The 14,896-nt window shown below is 39.8% G+C and carries 13 protein-coding genes; 7 read left to right on the forward strand and 6 right to left on the reverse strand.

Annotated elements, in window-relative coordinates:
* The first annotated feature begins 258 nt into the window (after window positions 1-258).
* Window positions 259-2,826 carry an ATP-dependent chaperone ClpB gene (gene clpB, locus GM698_RS01295; RefSeq protein ID WP_209289522.1) on the forward strand — a complete coding sequence of 856 codons (2,568 nt, stop codon included), beginning with the start codon at window positions 259-261 and terminating at the stop codon, window positions 2,824-2,826.
* Between the two features lie 135 nt (window positions 2,827-2,961).
* Here clpB and cdd read toward each other — a convergent pair whose 3' ends face one another.
* Together cdd and folB are read right to left on the reverse strand one after the other, a co-directional pair.
* Window positions 2,962-3,861: a cytidine deaminase gene (gene cdd / locus GM698_RS01300; protein WP_209289523.1), complete on the reverse strand. Its 900-nt coding sequence runs from the start codon at window positions 3,859-3,861 to the stop codon at window positions 2,962-2,964.
* 88 nt (window positions 3,862-3,949) lie between these two features.
* The gene (gene folB, locus GM698_RS01305) at window positions 3,950-4,306 is read right to left on the reverse strand and encodes a dihydroneopterin aldolase (RefSeq protein WP_159629436.1); all 357 of its coding nucleotides are present in this window, start codon (window positions 4,304-4,306) and stop codon (window positions 3,950-3,952) included.
* Between the two features lie 69 nt (window positions 4,307-4,375).
* Here folB and plsY point away from each other — a divergent pair, with 69 nt between their 5' ends.
* Window positions 4,376-4,981 carry a glycerol-3-phosphate 1-O-acyltransferase PlsY gene (gene plsY, locus GM698_RS01310; RefSeq protein WP_176812404.1) on the forward strand — a complete coding sequence of 202 codons (606 nt, stop codon included), beginning with the start codon at window positions 4,376-4,378 and terminating at the stop codon, window positions 4,979-4,981.
* Between the two features lie 70 nt (window positions 4,982-5,051).
* On the opposite strand, the gene parE is transcribed toward plsY, so the two are convergent.
* Window positions 5,052-6,965 carry a DNA topoisomerase IV subunit B gene (parE, locus tag GM698_RS01315; RefSeq protein WP_209289524.1) on the reverse strand — a complete coding sequence of 638 codons (1,914 nt, stop codon included), beginning with the start codon at window positions 6,963-6,965 and terminating at the stop codon, window positions 5,052-5,054.
* A gap of 328 nt (window positions 6,966-7,293) precedes the next feature.
* On the opposite strand from parE, the gene GM698_RS01320 reads away from it, so the two are divergent.
* The gene (locus tag GM698_RS01320) at window positions 7,294-8,436 is read left to right on the forward strand and encodes an adenine-specific methyltransferase EcoRI family protein (RefSeq protein ID WP_176808141.1); all 1,143 of its coding nucleotides are present in this window, start codon (window positions 7,294-7,296) and stop codon (window positions 8,434-8,436) included.
* Complete coding sequence (locus GM698_RS01325; RefSeq protein WP_209289525.1) at window positions 8,433-9,596, forward strand: DUF262 domain-containing protein; 1,164 nt, start codon at window positions 8,433-8,435, stop codon at window positions 9,594-9,596. Before GM698_RS01320 ends, GM698_RS01325 begins: the two co-directional genes overlap by 4 nt.
* Before the next feature lie 214 nt (window positions 9,597-9,810).
* Here the strand turns inward: GM698_RS01325 and GM698_RS01330 are convergent, their stop codons facing one another.
* On the reverse strand, window positions 9,811-10,200 hold the full coding sequence (locus tag GM698_RS01330; RefSeq protein ID WP_209289526.1) for a Cu(I)-responsive transcriptional regulator: 390 nt from the start codon (window positions 10,198-10,200) through the stop codon (window positions 9,811-9,813).
* A gap of 128 nt (window positions 10,201-10,328) precedes the next feature.
* Between GM698_RS01330 and GM698_RS01335 the strand changes: the two genes are divergently transcribed.
* The 3 genes from GM698_RS01335 (at window position 10,329) to GM698_RS01345 (ending at window position 13,216) form a co-directional block, all read left to right on the forward strand.
* The gene (locus GM698_RS01335) at window positions 10,329-10,739 is read left to right on the forward strand and encodes a DUF411 domain-containing protein (RefSeq protein ID WP_209289527.1); all 411 of its coding nucleotides are present in this window, start codon (window positions 10,329-10,331) and stop codon (window positions 10,737-10,739) included.
* Complete coding sequence (locus tag GM698_RS01340; RefSeq protein ID WP_209289768.1) at window positions 10,739-10,957, forward strand: heavy-metal-associated domain-containing protein; 219 nt, start codon at window positions 10,739-10,741, stop codon at window positions 10,955-10,957. Before GM698_RS01335 ends, GM698_RS01340 begins: the two co-directional genes overlap by 1 nt.
* A 105-nt stretch (window positions 10,958-11,062) precedes the next feature.
* Complete coding sequence (locus tag GM698_RS01345) at window positions 11,063-13,216, forward strand: cation-translocating P-type ATPase (protein WP_209289528.1); 2,154 nt, start codon at window positions 11,063-11,065, stop codon at window positions 13,214-13,216.
* A 52-nt stretch (window positions 13,217-13,268) separates the two neighbouring features.
* Here the strand turns inward: GM698_RS01345 and truA are convergent, their stop codons facing one another.
* Complete coding sequence (truA, locus tag GM698_RS01350) at window positions 13,269-14,054, reverse strand: tRNA pseudouridine(38-40) synthase TruA (protein WP_209289529.1); 786 nt, start codon at window positions 14,052-14,054, stop codon at window positions 13,269-13,271.
* A gap of 72 nt (window positions 14,055-14,126) precedes the next feature.
* Window positions 14,127-14,816, reverse strand: coding sequence for a GTP cyclohydrolase I FolE (gene folE / locus GM698_RS01355; protein WP_176809789.1), 690 nt, complete (start codon window positions 14,814-14,816; stop codon window positions 14,127-14,129).
* Between the last annotated feature and the right edge of the window lie 80 nt (window positions 14,817-14,896).

The following is a 14,896-nucleotide window of genomic DNA, read 5'->3' on the forward strand; positions in this document are numbered from 1 at the left end:
TTTTTCTGTTGTGTTTTTAAGTAAATGGATTCATTCTACTTGAATTTTTAAGTAAGCGGTAATCTTTTTACAAGCGGTAACGTTTCGCAAAAATATTGCAAAATTAAGGACAATCTTTGCATTAATGCTTAATTTTGTGATCTTTTTCACATTTTCACTTGAAAAGGGCTTGACAAACACCATTTATATTTTCGTAAAACATTAAGCCAGCCCAATAGCTTAATTATCATAAATAATAAAAACAGATTTGGAGTAAATATGAATTTTGAAAAAATGACAACTAAACTACAAGAAGCGTTAGCAGAATCTCAATCACTCGCGGTAGGAAAAGATAATCCTTATATTGAGCCTGCTCATTTACTGTATGCTTTACTAAAACAAGAAGGTGGCTCTGTTGCACCACTATTTACTACACTAAATATAAATGTTCAGACCTTAACTCGTGAATTACAAGACATTTTAGACCGCTTACCGCAAGTTCAAGGGGGTAACACTCAAGCTTCCCAACAGTTAGTTAGACTATTAAATCAATCTGATAAGCTGGCACAACAATTTGGCGATAGTTTTATTTCATCTGAATTGTTTGTTCTCGCATCACTTGAAGATAACGGTGATTTAGGCAAATTATGGAAAAAATTTGGCTTAAGCAAAGAAAAACTCACACAAGCAATCAGCCAAATTCGAGGAGGAGAAAACGTGAATAATCAAAATGCGGAAGAAACCCGCCAAGCATTGAAAAAATATACGATCGATTTAACCGAACGTGCAAAAGCAGGCAAATTAGATCCTGTCATCGGGCGTGATGAAGAGATCCGTCGAGCAGTTCAAGTGTTGCAACGCCGTACCAAAAACAACCCTGTACTTATTGGCGAGCCAGGAGTAGGTAAAACCGCCATTGTAGAAGGTTTAGCCCAACGCATAGTAAATGGCGAAGTACCTGAGGGGCTGAAAAATAAGCGAGTGCTTTCTCTTGATATGGGTGCATTAATTGCTGGTGCAAAATATCGTGGTGAATTTGAAGAGCGTTTAAAAGCAGTGTTAAACGAACTTGCCAAAGAAGAAGGACAAGTTATTCTCTTTATTGATGAAATTCACACAATGGTGGGTGCAGGTAAAACTGACGGTGCAATGGATGCGGGAAACTTACTCAAACCAAGCCTTGCTCGTGGCGAGCTACATTGCGTTGGAGCAACAACGCTTGACGAGTACCGTCAATACATTGAAAAAGATGCGGCCCTTGAGCGTCGCTTCCAAAAAGTATTGGTTGATGAGCCAACAGTAGAAGATACGATTGCGATTTTGCGTGGATTAAAAGAGCGTTATGAAATCCACCACCACGTTCAAATTACCGATCCAGCTATCGTGGCAGCTGCAACGCTTTCGCATCGTTATGTTTCTGATCGTCAATTACCCGATAAAGCAATTGACTTGATCGATGAAGCTGCTTCAAGTTTGCGTATGGAGATCGATTCTAAACCTGAGCCTTTGGATAAACTAGAACGCCGTATTATTCAGCTAAAATTAGAACGCCAAGCATTACAAAAAGAGGAAGATGAAGCCAGTCGCCAGCGTTTAGCCAAATTAGACGAAGAGATAGCGGTCAAAGAGCGTGAATATTCCGAGCTAGAAGAAATTTGGAAAGCAGAAAAATCAGCTCTGCTTGGTACGCAACATATTAAAGAAGAGTTGGAAAATGCTCGCATTGCAATGGATCAAGCTCGCCGTGAAAATAATTTCGAGAAAATGTCTGAATTGCAATATGGTGTGATTCCCAACTTAGAAAAACAGCTACAAGCGGTCGAAAATGGTGAAAAAAATGCAGAAATGCAGCTACTTCGTACTAAAGTCACTGAAGAAGAAATTGCTGAAGTGCTTTCAAAAGCAACGGGCATTCCTGTGTCTAAAATGATGGAAGGCGAGAAAGAAAAACTGCTTAGAATGGAGGAAGTACTACACGCTCGTGTGATTGGTCAAAATGAAGCAGTCGAAGCGGTTTCCAATGCGATTCGCCGTAACCGTGCAGGGCTTTCAGATCCAAATAAACCGATTGGTTCGTTCTTATTCTTAGGCCCAACTGGTGTGGGGAAAACGGAATTGAGCAAAACATTAGCTAACTTTTTGTTTGATGACCCAGATGCAATGGTACGTATTGATATGTCTGAGTTTATGGAAAAACACAGTGTATCTCGCTTAGTGGGGGCACCTCCAGGCTATGTAGGATATGAAGAAGGCGGCTATTTAACTGAAGCCATTCGCCGTCGTCCATATTCTGTCGTATTACTTGATGAAGTGGAAAAAGCACACCCTGATGTGTTCAACATTCTCTTGCAAGTACTCGATGATGGACGCTTAACAGATGGCCAAGGCAGAACTGTAGATTTCCGTAATACGGTTGTGATTATGACTTCAAATTTAGGATCACATCTTATTCAAGAAAATGCCGACAAAGGCTATGATGCGGTAAAAGCGATGGTAATGGAAGTTGTAGGGCATCATTTCCGTCCTGAATTTATCAACCGCATTGATGAAACGGTAATGTTCCACTCGTTAGAACAAGATCATATTCGTTCAATTGCAAAAATTCAGCTACAACGCTTAATTACTCGCTTGGCAGAGCGTGGTTATAACCTAATCGTGACTGATAAAGCGTTAGATCATATCGGAAATGCAGGGTTTGATCCATTATTTGGAGCAAGACCACTTAAACGTGCGGTTCAACAAGAACTTGAAAATCCGCTCGCACAACAGATTCTAAGCGGTAAATTATTACCAAATAAACCTGTCACCGTGGATTATCAAAATGGGCGTATTGTTGCCGTACAATAGAAGGGAAAACAAGCGGTCATTTTTCCCTAAAAATTAGCAAATGTTGCCCTTCGTTAATATTCACATTAATGAAGGGCTTTTTATTGCTATTTGAATTGCAAGTTCTGCTATTGAATCAAGAAAAAATTATTAAAATCATACCGCTTGTAATGAAATATATTCAATATCTACACCAAATAGCAATGTTGCTAATGCTTGTGTCATAGCAAAGCTACTTAATGAGCCTTTTGCTTCTGCAAGTACAATTCGCTCTACAGGCACATCAGCAAGCCCTAAAAAGAGACGGTAATTTAATGCACTTTGAAGTGGTAAAAAGGTTGGATTAAAGGCTGCATTTTCAGCATATTTTCCACAAATAATCCGTTCACCTACCTGTAGTGCAATACCGCTAAAGGATTTGCTATAAGGGGCGTAAGATGTGTTAGCTGCGACAATCGCGGCTTGTTGTAGTTTATCGCCTGTCACGTCAAATTGTTGTGGTTGATCATCAAATAATACTTTTTCAATGCCTAAATTCTTCGGCCCAAAACTATCTGGTAGATAGCTTTGCAATAAATTGTCTTGGCTATGCGGTAAATGCACTTTTAGATTAGCGGCTCCGTTCAGTTCATTCATAAATTGGCGGCAATGTCCACAAGGGGTGTAATTTACCACCACATCTGTAATCAAAGTTTCGCCAGCAAGCCAGGCGTGAGAAATTGCACTCTGCTCTGCATGAACAGATTGTTGCATACACTCTCCCGAAAATTCTTGATTTGCACCAAAATAGAAATCGCCTCGTTTACCAATAGCAACTGCCCCTACATTAAAATGAGAGACGGGTGTCACAGCATAGCAAGCTGCAATCAAAATGCAAAACAAGGCTAATTCAATTCGAGAACGTTTAAATTTTTCACATAGCTCATCAACAACACCATAAGATAGCTGCCCGTGAAAATCTTGTCTGATTAATTGCTCAATAATAGCGTTTGTGATTTCACAATTTTTTTCTGACATCAACTGTTCAAAACGCTCTAAAATGTCTGTACGAAACATACTAGCTCCTTTCTTTTGATCTATAGCGTGTAAATCAACTCAGCTATAAATTGGTATATAAAAATTAAATAAAATGCTTTATTGAGTCTTATTGATGACCCCGTTCTACAATCACGCCAACACTACTGGCTTGTGCTACTGCCTTAGGTTTGTGCAATTCAATCCGAATCCAAGAAAGTTGATACTCTTTTTGCAATAATGCTGCTACTTGATGTGCCACGGTTTCAACTAACTTGAAAGATTGAGATTCCACAAAATGTAGCACTTTTTCAGACACTTCTGCATAATTTAAACAATATTGCACATCATCGGTTGCAGCTGCTTTAGAAAAATCCCACGCCATATCAATATTAAACACTAAACGCTGTTTGATGGTATGCTCCCAATCGTAAGCACCAATAGAAGCAAAAGCAATTAACTCTCGAATAAAAACTTTATCACTCATTTTTCGTCCTATTATATTTTTTGAATTTCTGTAAAATATAGCACAAGATAAATTTAATCAGGAAAATTTATGATTCTAATTCCCTATTTATTGATATTGATTGCCTATTTGCTAGGCTCAATTTCAAGTGCTGTGATTTTCTGTAAACTTGCAGGTTTAGCTGATCCAAGAGAAGTTGGCTCACACAACGCTGGAGCAACTAATGTGTTACGAATCGGCGGAAAAAGTGCCGCTTTGGGCGTATTGCTTTTTGATATTTTAAAAGGCACATTGCCCGTAGCAATTGGCGTGTCTTTTAACTTATCGCCTTCAGCTCTTGGGTTTATCGCATTAGCTGTTTGTCTTGGGCATATTTTTCCCATTTTCTTTCAATTTAAAGGTGGAAAGGGCGTTGCCACCGCCTTAGGTGCGATTTCTGCATTAAGTTTTGTAGTAGTAGGTGGAGCGATTGGTACTTGGCTTTTGGTTTTTCTCATCTCTGGCTACTCCTCGTTAAGTGCGGTACTGACTGCCTTAATCGTGCCATTTTATATTTGGTGGTTTGAGCCACAATTTACTTTCCCTGTTGCCTTAGTCTGCTGTTTATTGGTTTATCGTCATCACGATAATATTCAACGATTATGGCGTGGGCAAGAAGATAAAATGTGGGATAAGCTCAAGAAAAAGAATGCGTAAAACATAAAATAGGCATAGTGCAAAAAACACTATGCCTATTTGCAAATTATGATGAAAATTCAACCGCTTGTTACACCGTAAGATCCGCTTCATCGCCTCTATTTTGCAGCCATTGCTTACGATCTTCCGCTCGTTTTTTGCCAAGTAACATATCCATAATCTCAAAGGTGCTGACTTCACCGTCCTCCACATCAACCGCTTCATCAAAAATTAATCGCACTAAACGGCGTGTGCTTGGATCCATCGTGGTTTCACGTAGCTGGCTTGGATTCATCTCACCCAACCCTTTAAAACGTTGCACATTCGGCTTGCCTTTTTTCTTGGTAAGTCGGGCAAGAATTGCCTCTTTTTCACTTTCATCCAAGGCATAATGCACTTCATCTTTGCCAATATCAATACGATAAAGTGGTGGCATTGCGACATAAACGTGCCCATTTTTCACCAATTTCGGGAAGTGGCGAAGGAACAAGGCACACAACAGTGTTGCGATGTGTAAGCCGTCTGAATCTGCATCCGCAAGAATACAGACTTTGCCGTAACGTAATTCCTCTAAATTATCGCTATCTGGATCAATGCCTAATGCAATTGCAATATCGTGAACCTCTTGCGAAGCTAACACTTGATCGGATGACACTTCCCAAGTATTTAAAATTTTACCTCGCAGTGGCAAAATAGCTTGATACTCTTTATCACGTGCTTGCTTGGCTGAACCACCGGCAGAATCCCCCTCCACCAAAAAAAGTTCGGTACGGCTTAAATCTTGAGCGGTACAATCCGCTAATTTACCAGGAAGAGCTGGTCCGCTAACTAATTTTTTACGCACCACTTTTTTTGCTGCTCGCAAACGGCTCTGGGCGGAACTAATTGCCATTTCTGCGATCAATTTACCGGTTTGCACATTTTGATTTAACCATAAACTAAACGCATCTTTTAAAGTGTTATCCACATAGCTTGAGGCTTGGCGAGAAGATAAACGCTCTTTCGTCTGCCCTGCAAACTGTGGCTCTTGAATTTTGAGTGAAAGCACATAAGCACAACGGCTCCAAACATCATCCGCGGTCAGTTTCACCCCTTTCGGTAACAGGTTGTGGATTTCGCAGAACTCCACCATTGCTTTAAGCAAGCCGTTACGCAAACCATTAACGTGTGTGCCACCTTGTGCCGTTGGAATAAGGTTTACATAACTTTCCGCCACTAACTCACCACCTTCAGGCAACCAAGTTAAAGCCCAACTTACTGCTTCCGTTTCAGCGGTTACATCGCCAATAAACGGTGGATTTGGCACGGTTTCATAGCCATTTAAGGCTTCGGTTAAATAATCGGATAAACCGTCTTCGTAGTACCAAGTTTCTTCGGTATTATTGATTTTATCAATGAAATTAATGGTCAATTTAGGACAAAGTACCGCTTTTGCACGCAACAAATGGCGTAAACGGCTCACGGAAAAACGTGGGCTATCAAAATATTTCGGGTTTGGATAAAAACGAACCGTCGTCCCGGTCTGCTTTTTCGGGCAAGTGCCTATCACTGTCAGCTCTTCCACTTTCACGCCATTGGCAAACGCAATGGAATATACCTCACCGCCACGCTTAATTTGAATTTCCACACGCTCGGAAAGGGCGTTCACCACCGAAATCCCCACCCCGTGCAAACCGCCAGAGAACGTGTAGTTTTTATTAGAAAATTTACCACCTGCGTGCAATTTAGTGAGAATCAGCTCAACACCCGAAATTTTTTCGGTAGAGTGAATATCTACGGGCATTCCTCGCCCGTTATCAATCACCTCAAGCGAATTATCAGCGTGTAAAATCACATCAATTTTATCAGCATAGCCTGACAACGCCTCGTCCACACTGTTATCAATTACCTCCTGCCCCAAATGATTCGGGCGTGCAGTATCCGTGTACATACCTGGGCGAAGCTGCACCGGCTCAAGATCTTTCAGAACGGTAATTTCATCCGCCCCATAGCGTTTTTCTGACATTATTCTTTCTCTTAGGCTACAAAATAAAATAAGGCTGAATTTTAAGAAAATTTAGCCTGTTTTGCAAAGTTTTAGGAAAATTAGACCGCTTGTCGCCAAGATATTGATTCTCTGATGAAAAAATTTATAATTAATAAAACGCTAATTATTCACTAAGGAATAAAAAATGAATCAAATCAAATCAAATCAAATCAAATCAAATCAAATCAAATCAAATCAAATCAAATCAAATCAAATCAAATCAAATCAAATCAAATCAAATCAAATCAAAATAATTTAACCTCTTTATTCCAACCTGCCAACTCTTTTTTTAACTTGGGAGGTTGGAATGTCGAATAATAATGCTAAAAATAGCAATCTTTCTAACGCTAAAAAAGCCAAAAATGACGAGTTTTACACACAATATCACGACATTGAGAAAGAGATGAATGCTTATCTTGATTTTGATCCTGATGTATTTCGTGGCAAAACCATCTTGTTGCCTTGTGATGATCCTGAATGGAGTAATTTTACACTTTATTTTGCACAAAATTTTGCCAGACTTGGTTTAAAAAAATTAATCAGTACCAGCTTTGCTCATAGTAGCAAACCTCTCAATACCCCCTACCAACCAAGCTTATTTGAAAGTGAAGATCCACAATTTAATGCCCTAATTTCACCACTTAAAGGCAAGATTTTTACGCTTGACAAAGATCTGAACAATGACGGCAAAATCGATCACCACGATTTAGCGTGGAAATATTTAAAAAGCGATGGCGATTTTCGCTCTGATGAAATTAAAGCCCTACGAGATGAAGCCGACATCATTATTACTAATCCGCCGTTTTCTCTATTTCGTGAATTTATTACGTGGATTATGGAAGGGGATAAGAAATTTGCGATTATTGGCAATATGAATGCGATTACTTATAAAGAAGTTTTCCCATTGATTAAAGATGACAAAATTTGGTTAGGGAAAGGATTTACTAGAAGTTGTGCACATTTTTTTAGTCCGTATGAAAGTGATAGCGAATATCTAGAGTTAGATAGATTTGAAAAATTAGGCATAGCTGTTCCGAAAGGATTATTTGTTACTCGAGTAGCAAGCATTCACTGGTTCACCAATATAGAACACGGTCGCCGTCATCAACCATTACAATTAATGACAATGACGGATAATCTCAAATTCAATAAAAAACTAGACGGTAAAAATGCCTATCAACAATACGATAATTACAATGCAATTGAAGTACCTGAAACCAAAGCAATACCGAGTGATTTTGACGGAGTTATGGGCGTGCCGATCTCGTTCTTGGATAAGTATTGCCCAGAGCAGTTTGAGATTGTTGCATCCGATTTCCAATTAAAAGATGGCTGTTTTCCAGAATTGAAAAAATCAAATTGGAACGGAAAATTGGATAGAGGTTATTTGAATAATCAACGAATGTACTCACGGCTTTTAATTCGTCATAAAAAAGGAGAAAATCAATGAAAACCAGATTAAACACTCAGATTACAATTGCTAAGTTATGCGAAGGTTTTCAATATAACGAACTTGAAGGCAAAGGCTTATTTGGTTTAAACGGTAAATTAACTATTCAGCCTGAATATCAACGTAACTATATTTATGCGGACGGTAAAAAAGATGTGGCGGTTATTCACTCTATTTTGAAAGGTTATCCACTTGGCTTGATTTATTTTAATCAAACGGGCGATGATACTTTTGAAGTATTGGACGGTCAGCAACGCATTACCAGTATTGGGCGATTTGTTACGAATAAATTTGCCGTTTTAGATGAAAATAATATCCCTTGTTATTTTTCCAGTTTACCTGAAGATAAACGCCAATTCATTTTAAATACCACGTTATTAATTTATGAATGCAAAGGCACTGAAAGCGAAATTAAAGAGTGGTTTAAAACCATTAATATCGCAGGCGTACCACTCAATGAGCAAGAATTATTAAATGCTGTTTATTCAGGCTCATTTGTCACCCTTGCTAAAGCAGAATTTAGCAATTCTCAAAATGCCAATGTGCAAAAATGGTCGGCATTTGTGAAAGGTTCAGTTATTCGCCAAGATTTTTTGGCTTGTGCGTTAAATTGGGTAAGCAAGGGAAATATCAGTGATTATATGAGTCGCCATCGTTTTGATGAGAATATCGCTGAATTGAAAACTTACTTTACTACCGTGATTGATTGGGTAAATACCACATTCTTTGATGCTAAAAAAGAGATGTGTGGTTTAGAATGGGGCAGACTTTATGAAAATTATGGCAAGCAAGCTTATGATTTAAGCAAAATTAATGCTGAAATTGACCGCTTGTATGATGACCCTTGTGTGAAAAACCATAAAGGTATTTGGGAACATGTATTGGGCGGAATGACAGATAAACGTTTGCTAGATATTCGGATTTTTGACGATAAAACCAAGCGTGATGTGTATAACAAACAGACTGAAAACGCTAAGAAAAACGAGTATTCAAACTGTCCATTGTGTGCAATTGGCGATAATGCTAATAAAACCAAAATTTGGACATTAAAAGAGATGGAAGCCGACCACGTTAGTGCCTGGAGTAAAGGAGGGTTAACTGGAGCAGAAAACTGCGAAATGTTGTGTATCAGCCATAATCGAGCAAAAGGAAACAAATGATAATTTTACAAGCGGTTAGTTTCCACGAAAATTTGCAATATTTAGTGAAATATGACCGCTCGTATAGCTATTTATAGCTTCCACTCTCCGCCAATTTTTTAGAAACGTCGTCATTGAGTCCATCTTATTGTGAAGCAAATAAGGTTCGTTTTTGATTATTTGTCATAAATTTTACCTATAGACTAAAGTCATTCTATTTTACTGCATTTTTAGCTCAATGATCTCTCAATCCATTTAAAATCGAACACTCAGGGCTGTTGTTGCCACAACAAGTACGACTCCAGCTTCTGAGTAATTTAAGCATTTCGTTTAAGTCATTGATTTTTTGTTCCAGCTCCGCAATATGTTGATCGGTCAGTTGTTTTACCTCTCGGCTGGTGCGATTTGGATTGTCATTTAATTTCAATAATGCGGTAATTTGAGCAAGAGAGAAGCCCACTTTTCTTGCATTACCAATAAAAAACAATCGATCTAAATCCGCTTCATTATAAAAGCGATACCCCGATTGTGTACGACTTGGAGCAGGAAGCAGCCCGCCTTTTTCATAGTCTCGAATTTGTTTGGCGGATAATCCTGTTTTTTCGGCGGCTTGGCTGATATTCATTTTTCCCTCTTAACTTTAACCTAAGGTTAGGGTTTAGCATATAGATAAATCTTCAATTTGTCACGTTTTGATATAAGGAGCTTGAGATGAAATCAACACTATTTAAAACAGCCACAGCCTTATTTTAATTGGCTTATGCACAATCTACGGTAGAAGTGTGGAAAAGCCCAACCTGTGGCTGTTGTAATTTTTGGATCGAGCATTTAAAAGAAAATGGTTTTGAGGTGAGAGCCAACGATACTGGTAACCAAATTATACATAATAAGCTCAATTTACAGCCCCAATTACAAGCCTGCCATACCGCAATGGTAGATGGCTATCTTATTGAAGGACACGTGCCTGCCGAAGATATCCAACGTTTATTAAAAGAAAAACCAGCTGATGCGGCTGGGCTGATTGTGCCTGAAATGCCAATTGGTTCGCCAGGAATGGATCAGCCCAAACACCGTGGTGTAAAAGAAAAATATGATGTTTTACTATTGAAAAAAGACGGTTCAACTAGCATTTTTAACACGCATAATGATAATAGGAGAAAATGATGACAATCAAATTACAACTTGATGGCTTGCACTGCGGAAATTGTGTGAAAAGTGTCGAAAAAGCGTTAAACGAAGTAGAAGGTGTGAGCCAAGTTAGCGTCACCTTAGAAAACCAAATGGCGGTGCTAGAGGGATCTGCGAATGCTGAAACCTTAATCGCTGCGGTTGAAGATATTGGTTTTGAAGCAAAATTAGCGTCATTTAATACCCGTATGTAGGGCGTATTGCATACGCCAAAAACCTATCTACAAGCGGTCAATTTTCACTAAAATTTTACATTTTTTAGGACGCACGCAGTGTGTCCCTACATTCATTACATACAAATGACAAACTCAAACGAACAACAACTTTTAATTGATGGTATGCACTGTGCGGCTTGCGTTCGCCGTGTGGAAAAAATCTTGCTGAAAGTGGAGAATGTAGAATTCGCCTCGGTTAATCTTGCCGATCATACTGCTTTTGTGCAAGGCAATGCCGCCCCCCAAGCATTAGTCGCTGCTGTGACCAAAATCGGCTTTGGAGCAGAAATTTTAGAAAGCGAAGATGCCCGCAGAGAAAAGCAGCAAGCCCAAACTCAACGTATATTAAAACTTAAATTAGCCCAATTTATTACGGCTCTTTTGGTGGGATTTGGTTTAGTCGCTTTCGGCTTATACAAAGGAATGATCATTGATGAAAATAACCGCCTCCTTTGGTTTGGCTGGGCGGTAATCAGTTTGGCTACGATGTATTTTTCAGGCAGGGATTTTTTTGTCGGAGCTTATAGCGCACTCAAAAACCGCTCTGCGAATATGGACGTGTTAGTCGCCATCAGCACTGGCATAGCTTGGCTTTATTCATTTTGGCTTATGCTGTTTCCTCAACCGAATGCTCACGTCTATTTTGAAACGAGTGTGATGATTATCGGCTTTATCAATTTAGGGAAATATCTTGAACTTAAAACCAAACAACGCTCTTCCCTTGCATTGGAAAAATTACTCGATCTCGCCCCGAAACAAGCAATCATTTTTGAAGAAAATATTGCAAAAACTATTCCAGCGAAAGGCATTAAGCCTGCAATGCGAGTGCAAGCTTTAACAGGTGATCGTCTAGCGGTTGATGGTATTTTAGCAAGTGGCTCAATTTGGGTTGATGAATCAATGCTTACAGGCGAAGCATTACCGATTGAGAAAAAAACTGGCGATAAAGTCCGAGCGGGTACGCTGGTGCAAGATGGTTCAGGCATTTACATTGCCGAACAAGTCGGCTCTCAAACCGCTCTCGCCCGTGTCATCAATGCCGTTCGCCACGCACAAAGTAGCAAGCCGCCACTGGCTCAATTTGTCGATAAAGTCGCTGCTGTGTTTGTGCCTGTAGTGGTTTCTATCGCTTTACTTGCCTCCTTGATTTGGCTTCTTGTTGGGCAAGATTTCACCTTTGTACTTTCTATTTTTACCACCATATTAATCATTGCTTGCCCTTGTGCGTTGGGATTAGCTATTCCGCTTTCCACCATTGCGGGTGTAGCTCGTGCGGCAGAATTTGGCGTATTGGTCAGAAATATTCAAGCCTTACAAGCAGGGAGCGAAATTGATACTTTAGTTTTCGATAAAACTGGCACGCTTACCACAGGGCAAATGGAGGTTACGAAAGTCATTACATTCAATGATTTTGATAAAAATCATTTGATTGCTCTTGCCAAAAGTTTAGAGCAACACACCTCTCACCCTATTGCGAAAGCGATTGTAAAATATGCGAAAAATCAGACCGCTTGCGAGGTAAGTGAAATTCAAGTGGAAAAAGGATTAGGCATTCAAGGCAAAGTGGGAGAAGATAACATTAAAATCGGCAATGCCTTATTTGTAAATTTTTGGGAAAAAACCACCGCTTGTACTGCCACACTTATTTATGTTGCAGTTAATGATAAGGTCGTTGGTAGAATTTCGGTGCAAGATCAACTTCGTCCTGAAGCAAAATCTACAATCCAACAGTTCCAAGCTGAAGGTTATCAATGCTTGATGCTGACAGGCGACAGCCAAGAAACGGCTGACTATTTTGCTAAAGAGTTGAGCTTAAATGGCGTGATTGCTGAAGTATTACCAGAGCAAAAAGCCGAAAAAATTCGTCAGTTGCAGGCTGAAGGAAAAAAGGTCGCAATGATTGGCGATGGCATTAACGATGCGCCAGCTATCGCCCAAGCGAATGTTGGTATTGCGATGCACAACGGCTCGGATATTGCGGTGGAAACCGCCGATCTTTCCCTAATGAAAAGCGGATTAGAGCCAGTGAGCCAAATCGTCCCTTTCTCAAAACGTGTGCTACAAAATATGAAACAGAGCTTGATTGGTGCTTTTTTCTACAATATCGTTGCGATTCCTGTCGCTGCAGGAGTACTTTATCCGTTTACTGGTTGGCTACTCAACCCGATGATTGCTGCGATTGCGATGATATTATCCTCTATTACGGTAGTGCTGAATAGCCAAAGATTGTTGAAATAATTCAAGCGGTTGGATTTGCAAAATAATTGACAAATTCAACCGCTTGTTTTAATTAATCTGCCAAAAACAGGGGGCCTAATGCCGTTTTCGGAATACCAAAATGCTCTGGGTAATGCACGTCCACTAAATACAAACCTTCTGCTTTCGCAGTTGGCGCTGCTTTTTCACGATCTCGTTGCTCTAGCACCCATTTTGCCCATTCCACAGGCTGCCTGCCCTGCCCGATTTCAAGAAGCGTACCAACAATATTTCTGACCATATGATGCACAAAAGCATTCGCTTGAATATCGACAATCACATAATTGCCTTGGCGGAAAACATTTAAATGGTGGATATTCCGCCACGGCGTGTTTGATTGGCATTTTGCCGCACGGAAAGAAGAGAAATCATTCTCGCCTAATAAATACCGCCCTGCTTGGTGCATTTTGGTTTCATCTAGCGGAAAATGAAAGTGGGTAACGCCTTTTGGCAGAATAGCGGAACGTAATTTGTTGTTAAAAATAATGTAACGATAACGGCGGGCGGTCGCACTAAAGCGAGCGTGAAAATCATCGCTCACTTCTACCGCCCATTTCACTGCAATATCATCGGGCAAATGAGCGTTTGTACCAAAACACCAACTTTGCAGCGGTCGATTAGCATCCGTCTCAAAATGCACTACTTGCCCTGTGCCGTGTACGCCAGCATCGGTTCTGCCAGCACAAAACACGTCCACAGGCGAATTTGCCACAACCGATAAAGCTTGTTCTAGCTTTTGTTGCACACTCTCTACGGTTTCTTGTCGTTGCCAGCCAAAATAGCGGCTGCCGTCATATTCAATGCCTAATGCGATTTTCATTACTCAGCCCAATAAACAAGCGGTAGAATTTTTGCAAAATTTTGCGAAAATCTTACCGCTTGCGATATTAAATTATTTATTTAATAAACCTAAAAACTCTTTGCGGGTTTCTCTATCTTCTAAAAAAACACCGCCAAATGCCGAAGTAACAGTATAGCTATTGGTATCTTTTACCCCACGACATTTCACACAAAAGTGCGTGGCTTTCACATAAACTGCCACATCATCTGTTTCTAAAATAGTTTGAAATGCGGTTAAAATTTGCTCGGTAAAACGCTCTTGCACTTGCGGACGTTGAGCGAAAAATTGCACCACACGGTTGATTTTAGAAAGCCCAATCACCCATTTTTTCGGGTAATACGCCACGGCAACTTTGCCATCAATGGTGACAAAATGATGCTCACAGGTTGAAGTCAGCGTAATATCATCAACTAATACCATCTCACTGACGTTCATTCGGTTTTCAATATTCGTGATTTTCGGAAAAGTGGCATAATCAAGACCGCTAAAAATCTCATCTACATACATTTTGGCAAGGCGATGAGGGGTTTCCTCTAAGCTATCATCTGTTAAATCTAAGCCAAGCAGTTCTAACACTGCTTGCATATGCTGTTGAATTTCTGCACGACGACTATCTTTATCTTTTTTATGGGCGACGGTTGGCGTTTCAATGCCTTTTATCAATAAGGCTTGGCGAACTTTTTGAGCTTCGGGAGAAAGTTGATTTTCTACACCATTTAATTCGGGCGAGATCGTTGTCATTGGTTTACCTCTCAAATGTAAGCGGAAGATTTTAACAAATTGACATCAAAAAAAATAGTTCTAAAATGAGCTATTTCAGC

It is taken from the genome of Mannheimia sp. ZY171111 (assembly GCF_017750945.1).
GTDB classification, from domain to species: domain Bacteria; phylum Pseudomonadota; class Gammaproteobacteria; order Enterobacterales; family Pasteurellaceae; genus Mannheimia; species Mannheimia pernigra.